This is a genomic window from Thalassospira sp. GB04J01, assembly GCF_000751115.1.
GTDB lineage: Bacteria > Pseudomonadota > Alphaproteobacteria > Rhodospirillales > Thalassospiraceae > Thalassospira > Thalassospira lucentensis.
The window spans coordinates 51,037-77,594 of record NZ_CCDX020000011.1 but is presented as its reverse complement, the minus strand read 5'-3'; the positions used below and the strand labels follow the sequence as shown (position 1 = coordinate 77,594).

Genomic DNA, 26,558 nt, shown 5'->3' with positions numbered 1-26,558 from the left:
GGGAACAAGGACCTAAGCGTATCGGAAAAACTCCATCCTGTCGCTTTTGCTGATCATCGCGTTGTTCGGTGGGTACGGTCATGACGGTTGGTTTTCGCCCCGGCACGCAGCGTTTTACCGCCATGCCCCATCCGGGTTTGCCGGTCTGGTGTGTGGTTTTGGGCACTGCGGTGATGGTGGTGTCCCTGTGGTTGCTGGGCGCTGGTGGGATGTCGGCAAAACTCGTGTTGTTGGGGTTCTGGGCGGTTGTTCTGGCCGGATATGGGCGGCGGATTTCAGTATCACCCGGTGGGTTGGGCGCGCTTCTCCTGCTGGCTGGGATGACTATACTGGTGGCGTTGGGCAATGGGGTGTTGATCGAAAAGCTGCGTCTGATCGGCAATCTTTTGATGTTGCCGGTTGGTTTGGTCGCAGGTTTAATGTTCGGGCGCTACTGTTTGCGCATGATGGTGCCCGCACTGGTGATTTACTTGCCGTTGGCGAGTGCGTTTTACCTGACCCATGAAGGTTTGCGGCTTAACCATCCGTTCCTGTTTTTGGGGCTGTTTGCTCTGTGTTCGGTCGCTGAGGGGCGTGCGGGCCGATGGATTGGCGGCTGTGCGGCGATTGCCGTGCTGATGAGCCAAACCCGGATTACGGTGTTGGCGATGATGGTCAATGCGGTGGGGCTGCTGCGATTGTCACGGGCGAAAACATGGCTGGTGGGGGTTATTGCCTTTGCGGGATTTGCCGTGATTGGGTGGCAGGCGTTACCGCGCCTGCTGATGACCCATGACAGCGGGCGGCTGTTCTTTTGGCGCCAATTTGCCGATATCTGGCTGGGGGCATCCGATCCGCAAAAATGGCTGGGGTTTGGTGCTGGTTCGGTTGAGCAGATTTTATCGGGATATACTTCTTTTGCATCTTTTGGCGCGCTGCATAACGATCATTTCCGTATCCTGTTTGAAACCGGAATTTTGGGGGCGGGGCTTTGGCTGTCAGGATGGGTGGCGATGCTGTGGTTTGTGCGGCATTCACGGTTGTCGGTGTGTCTTTTGATTTCTGTAGCGATCACTATGATAACCGATAATGCCTTGAATTACGGGCATTACCTGATCTGTGCCGGGATGGCGGCGGGCATGGCATCGAGCCGGGATAAGGCGCATGGATAAAACGCATCTGATGAATATCCGCGACCGGGTTTTGCGCCAGATGGCAGAAAATGACTTTGCCGGGGCCGATCCATTTGACGGGCTTGAAAGCCGGGTGTTTAGCGCAACAGGATTAAACCGGTTCCGGCTTGCCCGGTTGTTGTGGGTGCAGGCGATCAAACGCGGGCCGGATATCCTGCGCACTGCCGCGCGCATTCCGAAAATGGTCAATCCGAAAACGCTGGCCTTGCTGAGCGGGGCGGCTGATGGCGTGGTGCTTGGCGATTTTAAGTCCACGTTGCTGTCCATGCAAAATGCCGATGGCGGCTGGGGTTATCCGTTTGCGTGGCAAGCCCGCGCCTTTTACGCCGCACAGAACCAAAGCAACGCGATTGTCACAAGCTTTGTGATGGATGGACTTTTCGCAGCGGGTGTGACCGGCGATGACCCGGTGATGGGGCGTGCGGCGGGGTTTATCGAAGATCAACTTTGGCGCGATGGTTATTTCGCCTATGTCGCCAACACAGACGCCGAAATTCACAATGCCAGCCTGTGGGCGGCGTTTGCGCTCTCACGGGTGCTACCGGGGAATGACAAGACCGAGCGCGCGGTGCTGCGTGTGCTCGACGCCCAGCGGGATGATGGCAGTTGGGCCTATGGCACCTTGCACCATCACCAGTTTGTGGACGGGTTTCACACCGGCTATGTGCTGGATTTGCTGGATCGATTGCGCCGGGGCGGCATGGCGGGGCTGGATAGCGCGATTACGCGCGGCTGGGCATTTTATCGCGATGCCTGCTTTGATGCGGACGGTGTTCCGCGCGGCTTTGCCGGGCGGGATGGCGATATCGATGCCCACAGCGTTGCACAAGCCATGGCCAGCCTGTGCCGGTTTGGCGATTGTGCGGGGGCAACTCGGATCGCCGATTGGGCCGTGAAACATTTGTATGAGGAAAGTCGTGGGCTGTTTTATGCCGGGATTGGGCGGTTTGGGCCGGACCGGCGGGTTTATATGCGTTGGACGCAAAGCTGGATGGTCTGGGCCCTGTCGATTGTGATAGATCATATGGCTATGACAGACCCGTTTGATCCGCAAATCCCGTTATCGTTTGAGCATCCCGATCCTGACCGGGCCGCAAAAGAAGCCGCCCTGCGCGCGCTGTCCGAAGAAGGGTTTCGCGCGTTGTTTGCTTTGACACGCGCGGCAGCATCGCAAAAACGTGCATCGGGCGAGATGGAAGCGCTTTATGGTCTGACGCGCGGGCTTAAAACCCTGCAACGGATTGGTGGGGAACGCGGGATTATTTTGCAGGCCCGACCGATCAAGCATCCGCCCGCCAAGGCAACGTAGCGACCGCGATGCTTGCCCTTCTGTGTGATTTGCGAAATAACCGCGACAGGCCCTTAAAACCGAAAGCCGCTGATGACTAACGCCTTTCCCGTCCTTCCGATTGATAGCGTTCTGCCAGACGTTTGTTCTGCGCTGGAACGCGGCACCAATGCGGTGCTGCAAGCGCCACCGGGGGCGGGCAAAACGACAAAGGTGCCGTTGGCGTTGCTTGATGCCAAATGGCGCGGCGATCAAAAGATCATCATGTTGGAGCCCCGCCGGTTGGCCGCCCGGGCCGCCGCCCGGCGCATGGCGCATTTGCTGGGTGAAAATGTTGGGGATCGTGTCGGTTACCGCGTGCGGTTCGATAGTAAGGTCACGGCCAAAACCAAGATTGAGGTGGTGACCGAAGGCATTCTTGTGCGGATGATACAGGATGACCCGGAATTATCGGGTGTGGGTGCGCTGATCTTTGATGAGTTTCACGAACGATCCCTTGATGCCGACCTTGGTTTGGCGCTGGCACTCGAAACGCAAGGTGCGCTGCGCGATGATCTGCGCATAATCGTCATGTCGGCCACCCTTGATGGCGATCCGATTGCAAGGCTGATGGGCGATTGCCCGGTGATCAGCAGCGAAGGTCGCGCCTATCCGGTGGAAACCACATACATCGCACCGCGCGTTGATAACTGGGGCAACATCCGTATTGACGCGGAAATGACAGCCGCCATTAGAACCGCATTGCGCGAAGAAACCGGATCAATTTTGGCGTTTCTGCCCGGACAGGGGGAAATCACCCGGGTTGAGGCCGCCCTTAAACAATCGGTGGGCAAAGACGTGATTGTCGCACCACTGTATGGCGCGATGAATGCGCAGGCACAGGACATTGCGATTGAACCGGCCGCGGATGGCATGCGCAAGGTGGTTCTGGCGACGTCGATTGCCGAAACATCACTGACCATTGATGGCATTCGGGTGGTGATCGATAGTGGGCTGCAACGATTGCCGCAATTTGATCCGGCATCGGGGATGACGCGGCTGGTGACGGTGAAATCATCGCAAGCCAGTGCCGAACAACGCCGGGGCCGGGCCGGGCGGTTGGAGCCGGGCATGTGTTATCGCCTGTGGGCGGAGGCCGAACATCGTGCGCGCCCGGCCTTTACCAATCCTGAAATTTCGGTGGCCGATCTGGCACCACTCACACTTGAACTTGCGCGCTGGGGCGTTACTGATCCCAACAGTTTGCCGTGGCTTGATGTGCCTGATGGCGCAAAGCTTGATCAGGCGCGCGATGTTTTGCGCAGGCTTGAGGCGCTGGATGAAGCCAAACGGATTACCGCGATGGGAACGGCGATGGCCGGACTGCCGGTGCATCCGCGCTTGGCCCATATGATGTTGCGCGGTGATATGCTGGGCTTGGCCGATCAGGCGTGTGCCTTGGCAGCCTTGTTGTCGGATCGTGATTTCATGCGCGGGCGCGGCGCGGATTTGCGCCTGCGGGTGGAGGCGATTTTAAACCGCCAAGCGCCTAAAATGATCGGTGAAGCTGCCAAACAACTGGCGCGGCGCTTGAAAGAAGCCCGCCATAAAGTCGATTTGACCGGGGATAAAGACCGGGTGGATCGCGCCGATCAGGTCGGTTTGCTGTTGGCATTCGCCTATCCCGACCGGATTGGCGAACGGCGTAAGGGGCAGGATGCGCGATACCGCCTGTCGGGCGGGCGCGGCGGTGTTTTGCCCAATGGCGACAGCTTGGCGGCGGAACCCTATATCGCGGTGGCGGAACTGGACGGGCAGGCGCGTGAGGCCAAGATTTACCTTGCCGCACCGCTTTCCCGTGCCACCCTTGAGACACACTTTGCCGATCAGATTTCCGAGGGCACAGAGGTGTTTTGGGAGGCGCAATCAAGTGCCGTACAGGCGCGCTGGCAGCGCCGGATCGGGGCGCTGGTTCTGGATGAAAAAGCCACCCATGACGCAGCCGACCCCGAGGCGATCACAACCGCAATGATCGAAGGTATCCGGCGGCTTGGCCTACATTGTCTGGCGTGGGATAAGGCAGCGGACGGCTTGCGCGAACGGCTGGCGTTTTTGCACCGGGTTGATGGGGAAAGCTGGCCTGATGTCAGTGATGAAGGATTGTTGGCATCGCTTGAAACGTGGCTGGCCCCGTATTTAACCGGCATCACCAAACGCAATCAGCTTAAACAGATCAATATCAGCGAAGCCCTGCTGTCGGGCATTGATTGGCAACAGCGACAAGAGCTTGACCGGCTGGCCCCGACCCATTGGCAAGTGCCGACCGGATCAAACATCCGCCTTGATTACAGCGGCGATACCCCGGCCCTTCCGGTGCGCATGCAGGAAATGTTTGGCGCGACCGAAACGCCGATGGTCGGTGGGGGCAAGGTGGCGGTGACATTACATTTGCTGTCCCCGGCCCAACGTCCCATTCAGGTGACCAGTGATTTGATCGGGTTCTGGAACGGATCCTATGCGCAGGTCAAAGCCGAAATGAAGGGTCGCTATCCCAAACATTACTGGCCCGATGACCCGCAACAAGCCGAACCGACGCGCCGGGTAAAAAGCAAGATGTGACGGGCAAAATGCTTCTGAGAGAAAACAGGTTTTTCAATCGGAACTGGGTTGCTATTCCGAAAGAGGCGTCATCTGGGCTTTAAAAGCTTTCTGCAGATAGGGCAGGAAGGCACGCACAGCGGGATTAGTGCGTCGGCTTTCTGGCCAGAGAGCCGTAATGTTTTGGCGTTTGACGGCGAAGTCCTGCAGCACAGGTTGCAGCTCACCCCGGGCGACATAAGGGGCTGCGATAAAGGTTGCACTGATACCGATGCCGCCCCCTGCCGCAAGTGCTGCAACCAGTGCATCGCTTGCATCAACAATCAGATCGGAAGGCGGTATAATCTCACTAATTTGGCCGTTAACCTGAAATGGCCAGCGAAACATTCGACCTGTACTTTGGTAGCGCAGGTTAACTGTTTTATGTTTTGCTAGATCATCAGGATGGGTTGGAATGCCGTGCGTTTGCAAATAGGTAGGTGACGCAAAAGCGCAGAGTTGATGGGGGGCAAGCGGGCGCGATAACAGTCGGGAGTCTTCAAGCTCGCCGATCCGTATGGCGATGTCTATTCCCTGTTCAATGATATCAACGATCTGATCGCTCATGCGTAGATCAATGGTTACATCGGGATAGAGTGCGTTGAACGAGGGCAGGATGGGGGCAATCACGTGAATGCCAATTGGCAATGAGGCTGCAATTCGGAGGGTGCCTGACGGTTCAGAGCGCGCTTTTATTGCAGTTTGTTCTATTTCCTCCATGTCGTGCAAAAGTTTGAGCGTTCGGTCGTAAAGTTCGCTTCCTTCTGGCGTGAGCTTGAGTGACCGCGTCGTTCTTGAGAAAAGCGATACTCCAAGGTGTTTTTCCAGTCGCTGTATGCTTTTGCTGACAGCTGACGGGGAAATTGAAAGGGACCGCGCAGCGGCGGTGTAACTCCCCATTGATCCTGCGCGCGCAAACGCAATCAGGCCGGTCAATCGATCTAAGCCAATTTGTTCCATGATGGCATAATTGAAACAACTTGCTCTATAATTGTCAACTTAAAGTCGCTCCCATACATAGGTCGTGAATAATCACCGTTTATGTATGGAGCTTCTTTATGAGTGAGATGATGAAAGCCATAGTGCAGCGTTCTTTTGGGGGACCGGAGGTTCTGCAATATGAAGATACACCTTTGCCAAGATTAAAAGCTGGTGAAGTGCTTGTTCGCGTTCATGCCATTGGCCTTAATCCGCCTGACTGGTACCTGCGTGAAGGATACAAAATGCTGCCTGCAGAATGGCAGCCGCAGGTGTCATTTCCTGTTGTTCTAGGAACTGACGTGTCGGGGATTGTTGTGGCGGTCTCCGATAATGTCGACGAGTTCGTCGTCGGAGATGAGGTTTATGCCATGGTTCGATTTCCCGATGGTCTTGCCGGGGAGAGCCGTGCCTATGCTGAATATGTAAGTGTCCCCGTATCCCAAGTTGCTTTGAAGCCTGTTGGTGTTGATCACATGCATACAGCTGGTGCTCCGATGTCCCTTCTTACGGCATGGCAATTCCTTGTCGCACTCGGTCATAATGAGCCCAATCCCCTTCAGGAATACAGACATGAACCGGTACCACTTACAGACAAAACTGTTCTGGTGAATGGTGCTGCGGGCGGGGTGGGGCACTTCGCCGTGCAGGTCGCGAAACTCAAAGGAGCAAAGGTCATTGCCGTCGCGTCGGGTCGACATGAAGCACTTTTAGAAAGCCTGGGTGCCGATGAATTCGTTGATTATACGAAAACAGTTCCCGAGGACGTTGTTCGGAATGTCGATCTGGTTGTGGATTGTGTTGGTGGTCCCGCATCTGGTCGATTTTTGCCGACGTTGAAACGTGGCGGCGCATTGTTTCCGATATATCCATTGGGGTTTGCAGATACCAAAAAGGCCGAGGAAATGGGCATTACAGTTTCGGCAACGCAAGTTCGTTCAAACGGTGCTCAGTTAGCCGAGCTCGCAACGTTGCTCAGTGATGGGACTATCCGGGTCGTTCTCGACAGCACTTTTCCTCTTGCCGATGCGCAAAAGGCCCACGAGCGTGCGGCTGATGGTCATATTCAAGGCAAGATTGTTGTGAAAGTAATGTGAGAAGAAATCTTGTACGGGGAGGTCGCCTCGAACAGCCTCGCGGTATTTGTGTAGACTACCAGGCCGAGGAAACCGGAGTTTTGTCAGGCTGAATAACGGACCGCGAGCACTTCGAGCTCATCCTCGCCCGCCGGGGTGCGCACTGTCACCACATCGCCAACCCCTGATTTCATCAGGGCGCGGGCGACGGGGGAGACCCAGCTGATGCAGCCATTGAGGCTGTCGGCTTCGTCTTCGCCAACGATGCGGATGGTTTTTTCTTCGTCACGCGCATTCACATAGGTCACGGTTGCGCCAAAGAAAATGTGCGTATGATCGGGTTGTTCATCGGCGCGGACAACCACCGCGTCCTCGATCCGTTTGATCAGATACCGTACCCGGCGGTCGATTTCACGCAGGCGCTTTTTGCCATAGATGTAATCGCCATTCTCCGACCGATCACCATTGCCCGCAGCCCAATGAACAACGGCCACGATTTCGGGGCGTTCCTTTTTCCAAAGGTGGTCGAGTTCCTTGCGCAGGGCGTCAAGGCCTTCGGGCGTGATGTAAATCGGTTTGTCCATGGGCGGGTTTTAACTGAAATCGGGCAGGGAAGAAAGAGGGCGTATTGAGGTGTCGATCACGGCTTGGAATCCATGGCTAGACCGAGCGAAATCTTACGCCAAATCCAACCCGGCAACGAAATCGCGAAACCAGCGTTGGGCGGGATGCACATCATTGCGCCGATGCCACGCCAGCACAAAGGGAACAGGGTCAATCGCGATGGGGCATGGCGTGATGGCGAGGCTGTGCGAATGTCCAGATGCCTTAACCACGCCTTCCATCAGGGTGGCGATCAGATCGGACCGGGCGATCAAAAGCGGTGCGGCATATAAATTCGCCAAAGTCACGGCAAGGCGGCGTTTGTGGCCCATGCTTGCCAGTGCGGCATCGACCAGCCCGAACCGTTCATTTTCCGGCGATACCAGCAGATGCGACAATGACAGGAACGTGTCGAGATCAAGTGGGCCGGATGCAGCAGGATGATCACGGCGAAGGACGCAGACAAAGCGTTCTTCGAACAAGGGGCGGGTCAGGATGCGCGCAGTTGATGTCGGGGGGACGCCAATGGTCAGGTCAGCCCGCCCTGCGTCAAGGATGCTAATGGCATCATCGCGTGCGACGAAGTTATGGATGCGAAGCGTGATCCCTGGTGCCTTTTGGCGCAAGGCATCAAGAAGGACCGGCAGCAGTTTGAAGGTCGGATGATCTGAGAGGGCGACCGAGATTGTTGCGGTTGAAACCGCGGGATCGAATGTCTGAGTGAAGGCCAGTGTGCGTTGAATTTCAGAAAGCGCGTATCCCAGTGGTTCGGCAAGATCAAGCGCGCGCGGGGTGGGCTGAAGACCATTGGGACTGCGAATAAACAACTCATCGCCAAGCAATCCGCGCAGCCGTGACAAAGCCGCACTCATGGCCGGTTGTGTGCGCCCGATCCGGATGCCTGCGCGTGTGACATTCCGTTCAGCCATCAAGGCATCAAAGGCCACCAGAAGGTTCAGGTCGATACCATGTAAATCCATGAAATGGATAATGCCATATATCTTATATCGATTTCCAGTATATTGAGCCGGGCGGTAGTGTTTTTCCATATTCAACGATCCGAAATGGAAAAACGACAATGAGTAATACCTCCCAACAGCCAAAAATCTTTGGTGTTTCAGATGTCGACCGCAAAGCCATCGAGTTGCTTTACCGCGCGTTTTCTGAAAGTGCGGACCTTCTTGATGAGGCCGTCACAGAAGATTGGCAGGATATTCCACTGGCCCCCGGACAGGAGCCGGGCCGCGATGGCATGAAGCCATTGATCAACGCATTTCGGGACGCCTTTTCCGATCTGCAGATCATCATTCATGAAATGATTGGGGCACCGGGCCGGGTTGCTGTGCGGGCCGAAATCACCGGAACGCATCGCGGTGAGTGGTTTGGTGTGGCGGCAACCGGCACGTCATTCCGGATGCCCATCCATGAATTTCATTATGTCGAGAATGGAAGAGTGACCCACACTTGGCATCTTGAAGACTGGCTTGGCTGGTTCTTTCAAGTTGGGGCGTTTCCTGTTGGCGAAAAGGATGCTGCACAATGAAAGCCGTAAGACTTGATGGATACAATGAGGCGCCGGTCATTCGCGACATTGCGATACCCGACATCGGGCCGGATGATGTGTTGGTCCGTGTGCATGCGGCCGCCCTTAACCCACTTGATGTCAAACTCCATAGCGGGGTTTTGCAGGATTACTTCCCGCTTGAATTTGGCTACACGCTTGGCAGTGACCTTGCCGGGAAGATTGAGGCCGTTGGCGCGCATGTTACCGGCTGGTCAAAAGGCGATAAAGTCGTTGCCCGGCTTGATCCTGTCAGCGGTGGCGCATTTAGCGAATTGGCCTGCGTTCCGGCCACACAACTGGCGAGTGTACCGGCCTCCATGTCGTTTGAAACGGCTGCGGGTATTCCGACAGCGGCGGGGACCGCGTGGCAGGCATTGTTCGAGATTGGCGATCTTCAGGTCGGGCAGACGGTTCTGATCCATGCGGGGGCTGGCGGGGTTGGCAGCTTTGCCATCCAGCTTGCCCGTGCGGTTGGCGCGCGGGTGATTGCCACGGCGTCGGGCGACGGAATTGATATTGCCCGGACATTGGGGGCAGATCAGGTGATTGATTATCGCAACGATGATTTCGCGGAGGTGCTTTCTGATGTCGATCTGGTGCTTGACACCATCGGGGGCGAGACGCAGCAAAAATCGTTTGGCGTTTTGCGCCGTGATGGCAGGTTGCTGTCGCTTGTGGCTCCGCCCGATGAGGCATTGGCAAGTGCGCATCATGTCACGGCCAGTTTTGTTTTTCATATGTCCGATGGCGCGCGGTTGCGATCCGTTATGACGTCCATCGCCACAAACGGGATTAAAACCCTGATCGACCAGACGGTGCCGTTGGATGAATTTGCCACGGCCTTTGCCCGTCAGGCATCTGGCCGGGCGCGCGGCAAGATCATTTTAACGATGGTCTGATCTTTCAAAAAAGCCGTGGCACCAATTTAACGGTGTCACGGCTTTTAACGATACGATGTGGAATGCACCAGCAATCAGGCGGTTGCCGTTTTGCGCAATTCCTTGTCATCAATTGGTAAGTGAACAAGGGCGGCAAAGACGCCAAGGGCGACGGATGCCCACCACACACCATCAAAGCTGCCGGTCAGGTCAAAGACAAGACCGCCCATCCATGCGCCAAAGAACGCGCCAATCTGATGGGACAGCATGACAATACCAAACAGGGTGGCCATATAGCGGGGCCCGAAAACCTGTGCGATCAGGCCGCTGGTCAGCGGCACGGTCGACAACCAAAGCGCACCCATGGAAGCAGAAAACAGCAAGATGGTTTCAGATGTTTTGGGTGAAAAGATAAAGACAATGATGACCAATGCCCGCATGCCGTAGACAAATGAGAGGGCATATTTTTTTGGCCATTTTCCACCCGCCCAACCGGCCGTCAGGGTGCCGACGATGTTAAACAGGCCAATCAGTGCCAGTCCTTCGGCGGCAACCGAACGCGGCAGACCGCAAAGCTCGGTAAAGGTCGGAAGATGGGTGGCAATGACTGCGATGTGAAAACCACAGACAAAGAACCCGGCATTGAGCAAGGCAAAACCGCGATGTTTGCGGGCCTCGTGAAAGGCGGCGATCAATCCTTGTGGGCCCATGTCAGGCGTGGCGTTCGGGCTGTTGGCCTCGGCTTTGCCGGTCATGGCAAAGGCGGCCGGGATGATCAGCATCGAAATGGCGGCAAGGATGGTCAGGGTCGTGACATAGCCCATCGAGCTGTTGAGCGCCTGTGACGTCGGGGCCATGACAAACTGCCCGACCGACCCGCCAGCCGATGCCAGACCAAGGGCGAAACTGCGTTTGGCTGGGCTAAACACGCGGCTGATGGCGGCAAGCACCACCGGGAAGCTGGTTGCACCGACGCCAGTGCCGATCAAAACACCCGCGGTCATGTGCAACTCGCCGGGCGATGTTGATGTGCCCATCAAATACAGACCGAGTGCATAAATAAACGCCCCGACAATCAGGGTGCGCGTGGTGCCAAACCGGTCGGCAAGCGCGCCTGCGATGGGGGCGGAAATCCCCCACATCAGGTTCTGAATGGCAAAGGCCAGACCAAAGGTCGTCGCCGTCCAGCCGGTATCGGTCAGCATGTCGGGAATGAACAGGCCCAGCGACTGGCGCACGCCAAGGTTCAGCGACAGAACCAGACAGCCACACAGTAACACCAGCCATGGGAACCATTTGGTGGCGCGCAGGATGGTCTGGCGGGTGGGGCTATTATCTGGGCTGTCGGGGCGATGGGGCGGCGTTCCGGCGGTGCCGCCGGTATTTTGCGTGGGGCGCATCGATATTCCTCCGAGGGGCGTTTATTGGCGGCGTTGTCGTGTTTGGTTTTTATTTTGAGGGCGGGCGCACTATGCGTCCAATTCATTCGACTTATGATGCTGATAATAATTGTGCATGATCGGGGTTTGATATCGCACCGGCCTTGATCACGATATCGCCAACCTTGTCGATAATATCGCAAAGATCACCATTGGAGGCACGCCGTATCAGGGTGATTGCCATGTTCCAGTTCATGCCGGGAATATCAAGAATACGCACCCGGTCCCGCGCCGAACTGTGCATGCAAAACCGCCGCGCCATGATGCCGTATCCGGCCCCGGCGGCGACCATTTCGATTTGCAGTTCAAGGGCGGAGACTTCAAGCACGGAGGTGAATTCAACGTCGTTCTTGTGCGCCCACGCATTGCCAAGGGCGCGGAAGGTGCAGCCTTCGGGCATCAGGACCATGGGGTGTTTGGCCAGTTCGGCAATAGTGGTGGGATGGTGGCGGGCCGATTTTGGGCCGATGGCCACAATCTGATCATCAAGCAATGTCTGGGGCTGCAAGCTTGTCGGAAGATCGCGGCTTTGAATGCCCCCGACAATGCCGTTCGGCCCATCAAGGGAGAGCATCGCGTCAATTTCACCCCGGCGCAACAGCGGCAGGAGTTCACTTGACCAGCCACTTTTGATGGTCAGTGACATGTCGGGAAAGGTTTGATGCAGTTCACGAAGTTCGGACGCGGCCATAAGGGGGGCGACCCCATGGCTAAGCCCCAGGCGAAAAGGGCCTTGCGGGTTTTTGGCCCCTGCGATGGTGTCGTTGAACCCGTCAAGGCGGCGTAAAAGATCGCGGGCTTCTGTCAGGGCGCGATGACCGGCTGATGTTGGCTGCAATGGCTTGGTCGTGCGGTCAAACAGCGATGTGCCGATGCGTTGTTCAAGGCGCTGGATGCGCCGGGTGACCGCGGGCTGTGTCAGGCCAAGCCGACTGGCCGCACCATGAAAGGATTGCGCGTTGGCAACGGCAATCAGGGCTTCAAGTTCGCGGGTGTCCATGGCGCATTCCTGATCCGTCAGTGATCAGGGGAGTGTCTGGTAAAATCCGATGCCATGCAAGAAATCTATCGAAATTGTGGGTTGATGTGTTTCGCGCATGAGACTTCTAGCTGGCCTGGGCGCGTTTGATCTTGTCTTTATAGACCGTGGATGCCGCCGTATAGCCGCCTTCGCCACCATCGAGAAAATGGAAATGCGCATCGTTGGTGATGGAGGGCACGATACAGGTCATGATGGCGGTGCGTTGACGGTGGGTGCCAAAATGAATGTCGCCGCGCTGTTCAGCAGTTTGCAGATAGGCGTCAATTTCATCGGCCAATGCTTTGCTGCAATTGACCGTCATCCAAAGTCCATCGCCAAATTTGCGAAAATCGGTGTTGTAGCCGGTATAATCGCGGTAGCGTTTCGGATCAAAATCACCAAGTTTCCAGCCGGTCTTCATCAGGATCAGGGCAATCAGCGAAATATAAAGTGCTTTGAGCCAAGCCTTGATATATCCGCCTTCCTTATGGGCTGTGGCAATTGCTTCGAGGCGCAAGCCGGGCGGTGGAAAGGCAAAATCGGGGCCATCTTCTGGAACCGGGCTGCTGTTACGTGGGCCACCATCAAGGATTTTAAACAGCCCGGTGGTCACAGCTTCGAACTTGGCCAGATCATCCTTTGGCTGGACAATAATTGAGACGATCTTATCTGATCCCTCAGCCGTAATGGGCGACCAACGGCATGACAAGCCGGTAAGATCCGGGCGTGTCCCAGGCGGGGCTGGTTGTACCGCATTTTTCCCATCTTTCATGCGGTCTTCTGCCCATTTCAGGCCCCGACCATTGAACATGGCATAGGCGACGGGTTGAGACACCGCATAGCGGGCAACGCGGACATCGCGACCCGTCGCACGGATCGCAGCGATTGAGATCAGTGCAACGCGCAAATCAAAATCAAGGGTTTCGGCCGCCCAGGTTGCCGTGGCGGCAAGAGCTGCGCGCACTGCATCAATGTTATCGGGCGGGCAGGCAAAATTGGCCCCGTCGCCCCCAAAAATAAACGGATAATCGGAATGACCCAAGGCGTTGCTGACAGCGCAAATCACCGACGCACCAACGGTGTTTACATCCTTGAACCGGCCCTCTGCGATGGCCTTGGTGGAGCCGACAATATCGGATGTGCCAATCCACCAGTCATCGGGAAGGGAATGATAAACCGAGCGATCAAGACCCTTGGCGAAATCGTCAAATACCGGAATATCAAGATAGGGATTGGTCACGTCATTCTTCCACGCTAGATGATGTCAAAAGCAATATCGGCACGTGAAAGAGAACATGGTAAAGGCGGTTTCGACGGCCTTTAGACATATGGTACGCGATCAATAATGCGGCGGTGGTACGTCGTCTTCTGATGATGTACGCATGAAATCGCCCATCCGTTTAACGTCATCTGACATTAATCTATTTCGACGCTCTAGGATGTCGATGCGGTCCCATTGGGATTTAATCATGTCGGACAGGTCATTTATCATGGTGTCCATGTGCGCCATCTTGGTTTCAAGATCGGTAATGCGGCTTTCCGCGTCGTTGTGGCTCATGCTGGCTGGCTCATGCTGGTGTCTTCGGGAAATGTGGCTCAATGGGAACTTGTAGTGCCTGCTGCCCTGTGGCAGGAGTGTGCATTCCTGACCGTAACATATTTCGCGGGCCAATGACCGATTTATCCGTACTTGTTTTTACAGGCGTTATTCTGGCCTTGATCGCGATTTACGCCATCAGGCTACGTGTCGTTCCGATGCCAAGTCTGGCCGCAGCACGGGCGGAAATCATTTCCTATATCCCCAGCGACACAAAGACCGTCACTGATTTTGGATCGGGATGGGGGGATCTGGCGATCGATATTGCGCGCCATCGGCCCGACATTGCGGTGACAGGTATTGAGCTTTCGCCCGTGCCTTATGCCATTAGTCGGATGCGGGCGATGTTGGCAGCCAAGCCAAACCTGACACTGATCCGGGCGGATTTTCGCAAAATGGATCGTGATCCGGGCGATGTTGTGGTGTGTTTTCTTGATCCGCGCGTGATGGGGGATGTTGGCGATGTGCTGGATCAAAAAATGCGCGCTGGCGGCATTGTGATTTCACGCGCCTTTGCCATTCCCGGCTGGCAGGCCTTTGGCGAGGTCCCGATGAAGTCCGGTAGCGATATTCTGTATCTTTACCGTGTTGGGAAACATAAGGCCGAAGCCTGATTTTGGTTCCTAACCGCCACAGCAACCGGCATTCTTGCCATCAATCTGGACCGGCGGGCAGGGCGCGGTACCAAACGAGCAAAACACACAACAATCGCCTGCCAAGGGACGCAGTACAGCGCCGCACCCCTTGCAGTCATAGAAATACTGGCAAGCGTTTGTTGGCATGGTTTCGCATTCCTGATGCCCGCATTGCGGGCAGGTCAGGACGGAAACGGTTTGAACGGTTTGGGGATCAGCCTTCTTCATACACTTTGATCAGGGCGGAATGGTCAAGATCGCCATCGCCCATGCCAATCAGTTCGTCATACAGCTCAAGTGCTAGACGTGAGAACGGCAGTTCAAGGCCAAGTTCGCCTTCGGAGAATTCAAGCGCCTGATAGAGGTCTTTACGCTGGGTGACGACTTTGCCGCCCGGTTCGAAATTGCGTTCGATCATGCGTTCGCCGTGCTTTTGCAAGATGGCTGAATCGGCAAAGCCGCCGGTCAGCGCACTGCGCATTTTGGCAATATCGACCCCGGCTTCGTCGGCCATCGAAAAGGCTTCTGCAACCGCGCCAATGGTGATGCCGACAATCATCTGGTTGGCGGCCTTGGCTATTTGCCCCGCACCAACATCGCCGACATGGGTGACCCGTGCGCCCAGAACATCGAACACGCGGCGCACACGGTCGAAATCTTCGGCGTCGGCACCAACCATGATCGACAGGGTTCCGGTTTCCGCCCCATGCGTGCCACCCGATACCGGGGCATCAATCCAGCTGCCACCCGCGTCTTCGACGGCCTCGGCAAAACGACGTGTGGCGTCAATCGCGGTTGTGCCCATGTCGATGACAATCGTGCCTTCTTCCATGCCATCAACAATGCCGTCTTCGCCCAGAAGGACGTTTTCAAGCGCATTGGTATCGGCAACGCAGATGATGACGATATCGGCATCCACGGCAGCGTCCGCCGGGGTGCCCGCCGTGGCAATGCCCAGATCCTCAAACGCATTGAGTGTTTCGGGATTACGAGTGTTGACTGTCAGAACCGCGCCGGCCTTTTCAAGGTTCAACGCCATCGGGCGCCCCATTAAGCCAAGTCCGATAAACGCGATATTTTCCCCGGAAAGAGCGGTCATGATAGCAGTCCCTCATTGGCGGTGGTTAAACACAAACTGCGTTTAAAAAGGTGCGACATTACATGCGCGCACAAATACCTTGGCGTCTTATGACGCAAGGATGTGTCGGTAATGTGGGCAAGGCCATAACACATTGTGGCAGCGCGGGCTGTAGTCAATTGTCTACCAGCCCGAATATCGTCCCAAATAAAGCTGCGATGGCGGGGAATTCCCGACTGCGCTTTTGGGGGATGGCAAATTCAATGGTTCAGGCGTCTGCCGACTTTTAGACGTTGTCTGAAGAACGGTGTGCTGTTTCTGGTCGCTTAAAAATCGCCGGGTCGGACATAGCGCGCGGCCATGGCCCGTTCAATTGCCGCACCGGCAAGGCGATCAATATCAAGTTTGTGACGCAGCAGTTCGAGTATGCGCAATTCTTCCTGACTGATTTCACCATCCGACAGGACAATTTCGCAGGCAAAAACATATGCCGTTTCGCGCAGTTTGCGCGGCAGGGCATCGCGGATCATCTCAAGCGCACGATCAAGCCCGTCTTCCTCGCCCATCAATGTTGCGCAGTCGCGCGCGACACTTGTCACCGCGTCATTGTCAAACCCGGCGAAAATCGGAAGATAACGGACTCGACGGCCCATCGCAGAAAGTTCAGCATCGGTAATGTCATTGTCCGATGCGGAAACCATAACCATTGTGTAGATCAAGGCATCATGATGCGAAATCACGTTGGTTGCTCCTTTCCAAAGCGGGTGTCTGAAACACAGTGCGGGCCATATTTTTGACAGGGACCGTCAAGACATTTGACGGGTGTCGCACATGTCTGTGACAACCTCAGGGCAGAAAAATGGTAAGCTCATAATTGTGTTCGGGCAACAGTTAACCGATTAAACTTTCTCGATTTTAATGATTACGTAGTGAAATCGCCTCATTCTTCACGTGCAGATCATATGGGGGCTTTCGCCACACGGTGGAGAAGGGTAAAGATCGGTAAAATAAAAAATGAAGCGGTTACAAAAGAATAGCGTAAACATAGTGACCGCTTGTACTTTCTGGGAAAATTTGCCTTTGCACGGTATGGGGTAGAAGTTATGGTCGCGCAGCAATAACCACAATGACGATCAAAGCAGGTATGGGAGACATCAACGCAATCAATTCCGCCGGTACGCTCGCGGCATTGATCAGCAATTTGAGCATGCCATCAGGTGTCTATGACCCTGTCGGCAGGCGTCTGCTTGTCAACTCGGCATGGTCGGACTGGTCTTTCGGGGCTGGTCCTGCGGTCGGGCAAGACGGCTGGCATGCGCTTGATGACGTTGATGACCTGTCGAAAATCCTTCCTGACCTCAGCACTGAAATCCAGATGTCTGACGGCTATTACAGCCGTACGGAGACGAAAGATGGCAAGGACGTTGTTCTGTTTGGCTGGAAGCTACAGATCAGTGGCCGCGAATATGTGCGTTTTCTGGGAATAGATTCCGATATTTCATCAGGCATTGGATCGCTTATTTCGCCGTTGCCTGTTTTGATCTTTGAACGTAACGGGGCCCTGCGTTGTGCGAATAAGGCGGCCGAAAGACTTGCCCTTGACGTTGGCTTCATAACCCCGCTATCGCTGGCCCATCCAAAAGACCAACGAGCACTGGTTGCGCCAGACGGGCCGCAGTTCGATACCGATAGTTCGCGCACACTCCATTACGGGCAACGGTTTTTCCAATGGCAATGCATGCCGTTGCTGGGGGCTGATCACGTTGTTTTATTCGGGCAGGAACGCACGCGTGAAGAAAGTTATCGCCGTGCGCTTGAACATGCTGTTCACGGCATTATTGATCTTGATGCCGACGGGACGGTTACCAGCGTAAACGAAGAAACCGCAGCACTGTTTAATTTTGATACGGTGCGCGAAGTCGTTCAGGCCTATTTGCGCCGCCCCGAAACATTTTATGCCCACGACAGCGACCGGGTGCAATTGCGCCGCGATCTGGCGTCGGGCATTGGCGTTCATGCGCGCGATATCGAAATGCGCCGCGCAGACGGCAGTCAAATCTGGGTACGTTTTAATGCCACGGAAATTCGCGGTGAAGGCGGCGGGTTGCTGGGCTATAGCGTGACCATCACTGACATTACCAAAAACCGGCAGGCCGAATATGACCTGCGCCGCCGTCAGGAACGCTACCGGGCGTTGGTGCAGACCGCAGGCAGCGTGATCATGTTCCTTGATTCCGAAGGTCGCATTCTGGAATACAACCGGGAATGCGAATGGACCTTTGGTTATTCCTGGATGGAAGCTGCGGGTCAGAACTTTTTCGATTTCCTGCTGGTGCAGGAAGACCGTGCGCGCGTGCGCATGGCGGTGCGCCGGTTGTTATCGGGCGAAATCATCAAGGACGAGGTTTTCTCGTTCAAGCGGCGCGACGGCGAAGAACGCCTGTTGCAGTGGAATGCGCGTGCGCATTTCGGCGAGGACGGCGATATCGCAGGGGTGATTTGCATCGGGCAGGATGTAACTGAAAAACTGTCGGTCGAACGGGCCTTACGCCACGCCGAAGAAAAATTCCGCGGTATTTTCGAAAACTCCGCCGAGGGTCTTTATCAAAGTATGCCGCTTGGCCCGGTTTTATCGGCCAACCCGGCGTTTGTTTCCATCCTGGGCTATGAAACAGTCGATGAACTGTTGACCCAGGAAAACGAACTTCAGCAGCATTACCTGAACCCGGTGAGCCGCCTGCGTCTGACCGGGCGGTTGTTGCGTGACGGTATTGTGCAGGGCTATGAAACCGAATTGCGCCGTGCGGATGGCCGGATCATCTGGGTCGAGGAAAATGCCCGGCTGGTGCGCGATGAGCGGGGGCGGCCCACCGTGATTGAAGGATCGATCACGGATGTTACCGACCGTAAACGCAGCGAAGCCCGCATCCAGTTCCTGGCCCATCATGACGGATTGACCGGTCTTCCGAACCGCACACTGTTTCAGGAACGTCTGGCCTCAGCGGTGGAACGCAGCAAACGCGAACGCCGCAGTTTCGTTCTGATGATGTTTGATCTTGATAACTTCAAGGACATCAACGATACGCTTGGTCACCCGATTGGCGACCTACTCTTACAGGGGGTGGGGGAACGCATGCGGGTGTGTCTGCGCAATGAGGATGTGGTGGCGCGCCTTGGCGGGGATGAATTCGCGGTTCTGATCCATGAACCGGGATCGGCCGAAGAAGTGACCTTTGTCGCGCAGCGCCTGATTGAGCGCGTGTCGGAACGGTTCATGCTTGAGGGCAATGAAGTACAGGCATCGACCTCGGTCGGGATTTGCATGTATCCGCAAGATGGTCGCGATGAAAAAGATCTGCTGCGCAATGCCGACCTTGCCCTTTATTGTTCCAAGGCCGAAGGCCGTAACCGGTATCATTTCTTTGAACCGCGGCTTCAGGTTGAGGTACAGGAACGCAAGGCCATCGAACGTGACCTTGGTCATGCAATTGAAAATGACGAGCTTGAACTGTTTTATCAGCCGATCATTGATATGGGCGGGCATCGGATCATCGGGATGGAAGCATTGGTGCGCTGGTTTAGCCCGTCACGCGGTCTGGTCAGCCCGGTCGAGTTTATTCCGGTTGCCGAACGCATGGGCATTATTGCCGATATCGGCAAATGGGTTTTGAACCGGGCCTGTGCGCAAACCCGGGCATGGCGCGATGACGGTTATGGCGAATTGACCATATCGGTCAATCTATCCCCGCTTGAACTGGCCCGTCACGAAGACCTGATTGAAAGTGTCGGCGATGTTTTGGCGCGTTCGGGCCTTGATCCCCATCAGTTGCAGTTCGAGGTTACCGAAGGTGCGGTGATGGATAACCCGCGCGAAGCCGCGATTACGCTTGGCATTTTACGCAATCAGGGTATTCGCATCGCGATTGATGATTTTGGTACCGGCTATTCGTCGCTGGCGTATCTTAAACGGTTCCCGGTCGACAAGATCAAGATCGACCGGTCGTTCATCATTGATATCGACAGTTCGGACGGCAATGCGGCGATTGTCCGTGCGGTGGTGTTCCTTGCCCGGTCGTTTGGCATGGCGGTCAATGTTGAAGGGATCGAAACCGAAACCCAGCTTGATCACATCGCATCCGAGGGTGTTGACGAGGTGCAAGGGTTCTACTTCAGCAAGCCGGTACCGTCGGGTGAGATGGAAATATTGCTTAAGGCCAATGTCAGCGGCGCGACCAAATTACCGGTGAATGTTTTGGGCAAGCCGCACTGAGTTCTACTTAATTGCATCAGATACCAAGATTTAAAACAGGCCCGTCATAGTGCATGACGGGCCTGTTTTTTTGGTTTTACGCGGCGGATTGTTCGTGAATTTCACCTGCGCGTGCCGTGAGTTTCTCCCGATTGATATTGACCATCGATGCCAGAACCGGGCTTTTGGCGATGGCCCCCTGACGTTTCAAGTCGGCAATCATCCGGCTGGCGGTTTCGGTCGTGGTGGCGATGATGCTGCCCAGCTTTTCGCGGTTGGGCAGGGTGACTTCATCCTTGTTGGCCGCCCATAACAGGAACCGGCAAATCCGGCGCATGGCCGATCCGGTGCCAAAGCTTATTTTAAGCTGCTGACCGTCCATCACCTCACTTGCCAGAAGTGACATGATCGCGGCCTGCGTGCGTGGATCATTTTTCTGGGCCATGCGCAGCCGCGTGATCGAAATGCGTTTGATCACGGACGGCGCAATGGTCTCGATCACAAGCGACGGATCGGTCACGGATAGCATTTCAAGCCCGATCAGTTCGCCCGGTCGATAGACGCGACACACCTGTCGCTCGCCGTCCTCGGTATATTGGCAGCGCATGGCAAGGCCACTGACCATGACGTGAATGAACGTCCCGTCTTCGGCGTGATGGCCAATGCAGGCATCGGCGGGCAGGGTAAGTGCAGAAGGTTCGGCAAGTTTTTCCAGAAAAATGAAGGCGTCTGCTTTGTTCATGGGTTTTCCCCCCATTGGCAAAATGGAGATACGCGGCGATTGCGGGGTCGCGTACCGACACCAGTCTATGGACCCGGCATGACGTCCGGGATCGTACCCGTATCGACGGGCAGATATGCCTGTTTCTGATCGAAAACCGGCCTTGCAGATGCACTGGTGGCGTTAAGCGATGCCGCCGATGATCAGAAACAGGATTAAATGGCTTTTGGGGGTGCGCGCGGCGATGCTGCGAGCGGGCAGAAGTCATGCAGCCGTGCGGTAATGTGAAGGGCGGTAACCTTATTGGACAGTTTTACGCGGTGAACCAGCGGCAGTTCGGGATGAACCGGCAAGCCAACCGCATGATTACCAAGACCGCAACTGGCACATTGGAACCCCTCATAGCTGTTGGAGCTGTGTGGGGATGTGCTGCCGTCTTCGGCAACGTCTGCCGGAACCGAGATTGTCTTGATTCCGTTTGCCGTACAGATGATCAGCGGAACATAGGTCTGGGCACTTTCCGTGCCGGTGGGAACCGCAGCAAGTGCGACAGGTGCGTGCATGAACCCGAACATCATGGCGTTCACCAGCAACAGCCACCCTACGAAAAGGGAGAGCGTGCGTCGAGCAGCCGATATGTTTTTGCGGGTTACAGACACGAGCTTCGATCCATATTGGAAAGATACGAACTTTCAATAAACCCTGAAAGACACCCTGTCAAAGCCTCGTCGTGTGAACCAGTTATCAGTATTTCTTTATAATGATTTGAAAACGCCGGGTAATGCCCGGCGTTTTGTCATCACGCGGTTGCCTTGCGGGGCGATTGGCCGGTCCAGAAACGGAAGATAACCACCCCGCCAATCGCAACACCACCGCCGATGATGGTCAGAATATCGGGGGTAATCGCACTCAGACTCCATGCAAGCGCAATGGCAAGTGGCGGCACGAGATAGAGAAAGTTGGCCGCAAGTGCCGGACCAAAATGCCCGATGGCGAAACTCCATGTCGCGTACCCAAGGGAGGCCGAAACCAAACCAAGAAATACCATCGCAGAGATCACCGGCATGGGAGCGGTGCCAAGCTGTGCCAGTCCATCTGGCAACCACGGCGATAACCAGAAGGCACCAGTGATCAGGGTCCAGCAGGTGCAGGTGCCCGCCCCGTAACGCGCGATAAGACCGCGTACGAGAACAAAGTAACTTGCCGAGAGGATCGATGCCAACAGGATCAGCGAACTGCCATTGCCAAAGCGCATTTCGCCCGGCTGACCCTGTGCGATCAAAAAGACGCCCGAAAAGCTGATGGCCGTGGCAATCCATGCGCGATACCCAAACCGTTCCCGCAAGAACAGGGTTGCCAGAAGGGCGGTCCAGATCGGCAGTGTATTGATGATAAAGCTGGCGGCCCCCGGCGATACAGTTTGCTGTCCGGTATTGAGAAGCCAGTTATAGATGCTGATGCCAATTGCACCGCCAAGTGCCAGGCGGGCCAAGTCACGCACGCGCGGAAGCGGCGGGCGTATGATCAAAAGCCAGATGACGGCCGGGCAGGCGGCAATGGCAAAGCGCGTAGCCGCGAGTGGCAGTGGATCAAAATGACCAAGTGCCACCCCGATCAGGGGAAAGGAGGCGGCCCATGACAGGACCGTAACCAGTGCGGCGGTGAGGCCAAGTGTGGATCGGGAAAACATCGCATATCCTTTCAAATGCTATGCTGTGTCGTCGTTTAAGACCGTGATAGCGCGATGAATGCTGTTGACATAGAGCACGACTAAGGGGTCAGATGTGCATATGGCGCACAGTAATGACCTGACACTTCCTCCACTCGCCCTGTTGCCGGCAGTTCTTGCTGCGGCACGCAGCGGATCCTTTTCGGCAGCAGCAAATGAAATGAATGTCACGCACAGCGTGATCAGCCGGCATGTGTCGCAAGTCGAACAATGGCTAGGCTACGATCTGTTTGAACGCTATGGGCGCGGGGTGCGACCGACCCCGGATGGGCAGCGGTTTTTGCGTGATACGCAATGTGCGATTGATCTCTTGTCACAAGGCGCGCAGCCATGGCGCCAGCGGCGCGGGCCTGATGTCATCAAGGTCAGTTTGCTGCCGTCCTATGCCCGGATCTGGTTGCTGGCACTGGTGCCGCAAATCGAACGCGATCTTGATGTGCGGCTGGAACTTGAAATTTCCGAACGGCTGGCGGATTTTACCGGCGGTCAAACCGATCTTGCCATCCGGTGTGGCAAGGGGCAGTGGCAGGGCACGCGATCAACCGTGTTGTTTTCTGATCAGTTGATCCCGTTGATCGCACCGTCGATGCTCGATGGGCGCGATCCCGGCGAACTTGATGCGGCGGGTGTCGCAGGCTTGCCGCTTTTGCATGACAGTGACGCGACCGGATGGCGGCACTGGCTTGACGCGCATGGGGTTAAATTCCGGCAAAAACCATCAGACCGCCGATTTGAAGATTACAGTGTTGTTCTGGCGGCCGCAGAAGCCGGGTTGGGCGTGGCGCTGACGCGGTTGCCGTTTGCGCGTGCCGCCATTGCCAAACATGATCTTGTTGCCTTGCCGTTTGCCCCGGTTCAAAGCCCGCTTGCGACCTATTTGGTGCAACCGTCTTATGAACAGCGCCCGGCCGTGCGTGAGGTTGCCGAATGGCTTATCCGCGCGGCGGGTTCTTGTGCATAGGTCGAGGTGCGTATGACGTAGGGGCTGGGGACATCGGTAAAATACGGATGTCTGATCAATCTTTGAAGGGCTGACATCCAAGCCAACCCGGGTGCTTTTTTAAAATTCTTCTTAAAAGTGATGTAACCGCATGCTGCATAAGGTCTTGATCTTTGCGCGATGATTTCAGGGGTGCCAATGGTGCCAGAAATGTCGGCATTTGATGCCGTTCAGGTTAGATTTATCTCGCGAAAACAGGTGTTTGACCCTAGGCTTTCTGTGGTGTCATCAGCGGAGAATGCGATATGCCCGGTGCTAAAACCCCAGAGTGTCAATCGAGATGGTCTGCGGCAGGTCTGAATATTGCTGTGCTGGTTCTGACTGTTGTTGGCATGGTGCTGCATTTTGTTCTGATGGCATTTTCGCTGCGGCCCGTGATGGGGTTTGATCTGATTGATGTGCCGTTGTTTGTTGTTGTGATTTTTGGTGGTGGGGTACTGGTTGTCGAAATTATCAGCAAGGTGCTTCAACGTGATTTCGGGGCAGATTTTTTGGCTGTCCTGGCCTTTGCCACCGGCGTTGCCCTTGGCGAATATCTGACCGCATCGCTGATTATCCTGATGCTGAGCGGCGGGCAGGTGCTTGAGGCATTTGCCATGCGTAAGGCATCCTCCGCCCTTAATGCGCTGGCTGATCGTATGCCGGTGGTGGCTCATCGCAAGGACGGGGAAAACATCACTGATATCGGGCTTGATGACATTGCGATTGATGATTTGATTGCGATTTTCCCGCATGACACGGCCCCGGTTGACGGGGTTGTGGTCGATGGTCATGGCAGCATGGATGAAAGCTATTTAACCGGTGAGCCCTATGTCGTGGCCAAGGCGCCGGGTGCATCCGTTCTTTCCGGTGCGATTAATGGGGATGCGGTCCTGATTATTCGCGCCGAACGCCGGGCACAGGATTCCCGCTACGCCCAAATCATGCAGGTCATGGCCGAGGCGGAACAAAAACGCCCGAAAATACGCCGGATCGGCGATCAGATCGGGATATGGTTTGCGCCCTTCGCACTGCTGGTGGCGGCTTTGGCCTGGTATCTGAGCGGTGATTCTGTGCGGTTTCTGGCCGTGTTGGTGGTGGCAACACCCTGTCCGCTTCTGATTGCCATTCCGATCACGATCATGAGTGCGATTTCGATGGCGGCCCGGCGCGGGATTGTCATCCGTGATCCGACGGTGCTTGAACGTTTGCCAACCTGCACAACAGCGATTTTTGATAAAACCGGCACATTGACCTATGGCCGTCCTGAACTGGTGGCGGTTTTGCCCGCCAGTGGCCATTCGGAAAATGACGTGTTGCGACTGGCCGCCAGCCTTGAACGATATTCAAAGCATCCCTTGGCGGTGGCGGTTTTGGCCGCAGCCAAGGCGCGCAATCTGGCACTTGGCGATGTCGGAATGGTGTCGGAAAAACCCGGGCAGGGTTTGAGCGGGGTGGTCGATGGTCGTGATATTGCCGTAACCCACCGAAAAAAACTGATCAAAAGCGATCCGGCACTGGCCGATATCCTGCCGCCCAGTGCCAGCGGGCTTGAATGTGCGATCATGATTGATGGGGCCTATGGCGCGACATTGCAGTTTCGCGATAGTCCGCGTGTTGAAGGCCGTGATTTCGTCGGGCATCTGGGGCCGGTGCACCATTTTAAAAAGATCATGCTGCTATCAGGGGATCGCGAAAGCGAGGTCAGTCATCTTTCCAAACTGCTGGGCATTGATGAAAGCCTTGCATCGCAAACGCCCGAACAAAAGGTCGAAATCGTGCGCCGCGAAACCGCTGCCGCACCGACCCTTTTTATGGGGGATGGGATCAATGATGCCCCGGCACTGGCGGTGGCAACGGTCGGCATTGCCTTTGGCAAGCATAGCGCGGTTACCGCAGAGGCCGCCGGGGCGGTCATCCCGGAAAGCTCGCTTCAAACCGTGGATGAGCTTTTCCACATCAGCACCGCCATGCGCCGCATTTTACTGCAAAGTGTGGTTGGTGGCATGGTGTTATCAATCGTCGCCATGGGGTTTGCCGCCATGGGCTACATTAGCCCGGTGATGGGGGCGGTGCTTCAGGAAGGCATTGATGTGATTGCAATCGTAAATGCCTTGCGATTGGCGCTTGTGCGCAACATTCATGCGGATCTGGTCGGGGAGCGACAGTAACGCCCCCATCATGCCGCCGGTAACTCCCACGTAATGGTCATGGTGGAACCATATTGTGGTATCAGCGTTTATGGTGTCTGATACCCACAGAAAATGTTGGTAAAATTCAACCAAAAGGACAGGGCCATGACGCAGGTGGTAAATGACGGCACGCCGGAAATGAAGGGCTTGCTGGAAAAAGGACGCAAGCGGTTGCGTAATGTTGGTGTGATCCTGCTGGTGCTTGGGGTTCTTGCGGTGGCCTTTCCCTTTGCCACGACGATTGCCTTTAAAACCGTGATTGGCTGGCTGTTCCTGATTGGGGCGATGGGCCATTTTTACGGCGCATGGAATGCCGATACGCCCACCCGGCGCGGGGTGGATGTGGTGCAGGGCATTATTTTTGGATTGATCGGTGTGTGGCTGGCCTTCTTCCCGTTGGGCGGGATTGTGACGCTGACGGTGTTGCTTGCGATTGTGTTTATCCTTCAGGGCCTTGTCGAAGCGCTGATGGCGTTTTGGCTCAGCCAGTTTCCCGGTTGGAAATGGATGCTGTTTTCCGGCGGGGTTGCCGTGCTGGTCGGTGTGCTGATTTTCGCCGAACTGCCAAGCTCAGCCACCTGGGCGATTGGGTTGCTTTTGGGGATTAACCTTCTGTCATCGGGGTTCAGTTACCTGATGGTGTCGTTTGCGATGGGTAAGGTTTCCAAAGTTTGACGTGACGTTGGATGACGCATTTCCAGTTTCGCGCCGTACACCATATATCTGATATGACACAAGGGAGA

24 protein-coding genes are annotated in these 26,558 nt (G+C 55.7%); 11 read left to right on the top strand and 13 right to left on the bottom strand.

Annotation, left to right across the window (positions count from 1 at the left end):
* Positions 1 to 80 precede the first annotated feature (80 nt).
* The 3 genes from AMM48_RS11205 to hrpB all read left to right on the top strand — a co-directional run bounded on the left by AMM48_RS11205 (position 81) and on the right by hrpB (position 5,058).
* A complete protein-coding gene (locus tag AMM48_RS11205) occupies positions 81 to 1,151 on the top strand; it encodes an O-antigen ligase domain-containing protein (protein WP_244271202.1) in 1,071 nt (356 codons plus the stop codon).
* Entirely contained in the window at positions 1,144 to 2,481 is a 1,338-nt protein-coding gene (locus AMM48_RS11200; protein ID WP_102784103.1) for a prenyltransferase/squalene oxidase repeat-containing protein, read from the top strand. Before AMM48_RS11205 ends, AMM48_RS11200 begins: the two co-directional genes overlap by 8 nt.
* A 72-nt stretch (positions 2,482 to 2,553) precedes the next feature.
* Positions 2,554 to 5,058, top strand: coding sequence for an ATP-dependent helicase HrpB (hrpB, locus tag AMM48_RS11195; protein ID WP_102784102.1), 2,505 nt, complete (start codon positions 2,554 to 2,556; stop codon positions 5,056 to 5,058).
* 51 nt (positions 5,059 to 5,109) lie between these two features.
* Here the strand turns inward: hrpB and AMM48_RS11190 are convergent, their stop codons facing one another.
* Complete coding sequence (locus AMM48_RS11190; RefSeq protein WP_022732008.1) at positions 5,110 to 6,036, bottom strand: LysR family transcriptional regulator; 927 nt, start codon at positions 6,034 to 6,036, stop codon at positions 5,110 to 5,112.
* Between the two features lie 98 nt (positions 6,037 to 6,134).
* On the opposite strand from AMM48_RS11190, the gene AMM48_RS11185 reads away from it, so the two are divergent.
* Complete coding sequence (locus tag AMM48_RS11185; RefSeq protein ID WP_102784100.1) at positions 6,135 to 7,151, top strand: NADP-dependent oxidoreductase; 1,017 nt, start codon at positions 6,135 to 6,137, stop codon at positions 7,149 to 7,151.
* A gap of 83 nt (positions 7,152 to 7,234) precedes the next feature.
* Here the strand turns inward: AMM48_RS11185 and greB are convergent, their stop codons facing one another.
* Positions 7,235 to 7,714, bottom strand: coding sequence for a transcription elongation factor GreB (gene greB, locus AMM48_RS11180; protein WP_102784099.1), 480 nt, complete (start codon positions 7,712 to 7,714; stop codon positions 7,235 to 7,237).
* A gap of 93 nt (positions 7,715 to 7,807) precedes the next feature.
* Positions 7,808 to 8,782: a LysR family transcriptional regulator gene (locus AMM48_RS11175; RefSeq protein ID WP_244271201.1), complete on the bottom strand. Its 975-nt coding sequence runs from the start codon at positions 8,780 to 8,782 to the stop codon at positions 7,808 to 7,810.
* Positions 8,783 to 8,811: 29 nt separating this feature from the next.
* On the opposite strand from AMM48_RS11175, the gene AMM48_RS11170 reads away from it, so the two are divergent.
* Complete coding sequence (locus tag AMM48_RS11170; protein ID WP_102784097.1) at positions 8,812 to 9,276, top strand: ester cyclase; 465 nt, start codon at positions 8,812 to 8,814, stop codon at positions 9,274 to 9,276.
* Entirely contained in the window at positions 9,273 to 10,196 is a 924-nt protein-coding gene (locus tag AMM48_RS11165) for an NADP-dependent oxidoreductase (protein WP_102784096.1), read from the top strand. Before AMM48_RS11170 ends, AMM48_RS11165 begins: the two co-directional genes overlap by 4 nt.
* A gap of 74 nt (positions 10,197 to 10,270) precedes the next feature.
* On the opposite strand, the gene AMM48_RS11160 is transcribed toward AMM48_RS11165, so the two are convergent.
* The 4 genes from AMM48_RS11160 to AMM48_RS11145 form a co-directional block, all read right to left on the bottom strand.
* Entirely contained in the window at positions 10,271 to 11,575 is a 1,305-nt protein-coding gene (locus tag AMM48_RS11160; protein ID WP_102784095.1) for an MFS transporter, read from the bottom strand.
* 91 nt (positions 11,576 to 11,666) lie between these two features.
* Complete coding sequence (locus AMM48_RS11155; RefSeq protein WP_102784094.1) at positions 11,667 to 12,614, bottom strand: LysR family transcriptional regulator; 948 nt, start codon at positions 12,612 to 12,614, stop codon at positions 11,667 to 11,669.
* Between the two features lie 106 nt (positions 12,615 to 12,720).
* Positions 12,721 to 13,875, bottom strand: coding sequence for a DUF3095 domain-containing protein (locus AMM48_RS11150; protein WP_102784093.1), 1,155 nt, complete (start codon positions 13,873 to 13,875; stop codon positions 12,721 to 12,723).
* A gap of 99 nt (positions 13,876 to 13,974) precedes the next feature.
* Positions 13,975 to 14,193, bottom strand: coding sequence for a SlyX family protein (locus tag AMM48_RS11145; protein ID WP_022732017.1), 219 nt, complete (start codon positions 14,191 to 14,193; stop codon positions 13,975 to 13,977).
* Positions 14,194 to 14,306: 113 nt separating this feature from the next.
* Between AMM48_RS11145 and AMM48_RS11140 the strand changes: the two genes are divergently transcribed.
* Positions 14,307 to 14,846 (top strand): class I SAM-dependent methyltransferase, encoded by a 540-nt coding sequence (locus AMM48_RS11140; protein ID WP_102784092.1) that lies wholly within the window; start codon positions 14,307 to 14,309, stop codon positions 14,844 to 14,846.
* 9 nt (positions 14,847 to 14,855) lie between these two features.
* Here the strand turns inward: AMM48_RS11140 and AMM48_RS22495 are convergent, their stop codons facing one another.
* From AMM48_RS22495 to AMM48_RS11125, 3 genes are all read right to left on the bottom strand, one after another.
* Positions 14,856 to 15,095 carry a GDCCVxC domain-containing (seleno)protein gene (locus AMM48_RS22495; RefSeq protein WP_102784091.1) on the bottom strand — a complete coding sequence of 80 codons (240 nt, stop codon included), beginning with the start codon at positions 15,093 to 15,095 and terminating at the stop codon, positions 14,856 to 14,858.
* Positions 15,082 to 15,966 (bottom strand): NAD(P)-dependent oxidoreductase, encoded by an 885-nt coding sequence (locus AMM48_RS11130; protein ID WP_102784090.1) that lies wholly within the window; start codon positions 15,964 to 15,966, stop codon positions 15,082 to 15,084. Before AMM48_RS11130 ends, AMM48_RS22495 begins: the two co-directional genes overlap by 14 nt.
* 305 nt (positions 15,967 to 16,271) lie before the next feature.
* Positions 16,272 to 16,685, bottom strand: coding sequence for a tellurite resistance TerB family protein (locus tag AMM48_RS11125; RefSeq protein WP_101302223.1), 414 nt, complete (start codon positions 16,683 to 16,685; stop codon positions 16,272 to 16,274).
* A 386-nt stretch (positions 16,686 to 17,071) separates the two neighbouring features.
* Here AMM48_RS11125 and AMM48_RS11120 point away from each other — a divergent pair, with 386 nt between their 5' ends.
* Positions 17,072 to 20,215, top strand: a complete 3,144-nt coding sequence (locus AMM48_RS11120) for an EAL domain-containing protein (RefSeq protein ID WP_244271200.1) — start codon at positions 17,072 to 17,074, stop codon at positions 20,213 to 20,215.
* 76 nt (positions 20,216 to 20,291) lie between these two features.
* Here the strand turns inward: AMM48_RS11120 and AMM48_RS11115 are convergent, their stop codons facing one another.
* From AMM48_RS11115 to AMM48_RS11105, 3 genes are all read right to left on the bottom strand, one after another.
* Positions 20,292 to 20,936 carry a Crp/Fnr family transcriptional regulator gene (locus AMM48_RS11115; protein WP_102784089.1) on the bottom strand — a complete coding sequence of 215 codons (645 nt, stop codon included), beginning with the start codon at positions 20,934 to 20,936 and terminating at the stop codon, positions 20,292 to 20,294.
* 194 nt (positions 20,937 to 21,130) lie between these two features.
* The gene (locus AMM48_RS11110) at positions 21,131 to 21,574 is read right to left on the bottom strand and encodes a DUF2946 family protein (protein ID WP_244271199.1); all 444 of its coding nucleotides are present in this window, start codon (positions 21,572 to 21,574) and stop codon (positions 21,131 to 21,133) included.
* A 140-nt stretch (positions 21,575 to 21,714) separates the two neighbouring features.
* Complete coding sequence (locus tag AMM48_RS11105; protein WP_101302229.1) at positions 21,715 to 22,605, bottom strand: DMT family transporter; 891 nt, start codon at positions 22,603 to 22,605, stop codon at positions 21,715 to 21,717.
* Between the two features lie 100 nt (positions 22,606 to 22,705).
* Here AMM48_RS11105 and AMM48_RS11100 point away from each other — a divergent pair, with 100 nt between their 5' ends.
* From AMM48_RS11100 to AMM48_RS11090, 3 genes are all read left to right on the top strand, one after another.
* The gene (locus AMM48_RS11100) at positions 22,706 to 23,605 is read left to right on the top strand and encodes a LysR substrate-binding domain-containing protein (RefSeq protein ID WP_102784088.1); all 900 of its coding nucleotides are present in this window, start codon (positions 22,706 to 22,708) and stop codon (positions 23,603 to 23,605) included.
* 347 nt (positions 23,606 to 23,952) lie between these two features.
* Positions 23,953 to 25,794 (top strand): heavy metal translocating P-type ATPase, encoded by a 1,842-nt coding sequence (locus tag AMM48_RS11095; protein ID WP_244271198.1) that lies wholly within the window; start codon positions 23,953 to 23,955, stop codon positions 25,792 to 25,794.
* A 126-nt stretch (positions 25,795 to 25,920) separates the two neighbouring features.
* A complete protein-coding gene (locus tag AMM48_RS11090; RefSeq protein ID WP_102784086.1) occupies positions 25,921 to 26,490 on the top strand; it encodes a DUF308 domain-containing protein in 570 nt (189 codons plus the stop codon).
* The last annotated feature ends 68 nt before the right edge of the window (positions 26,491 to 26,558 follow it).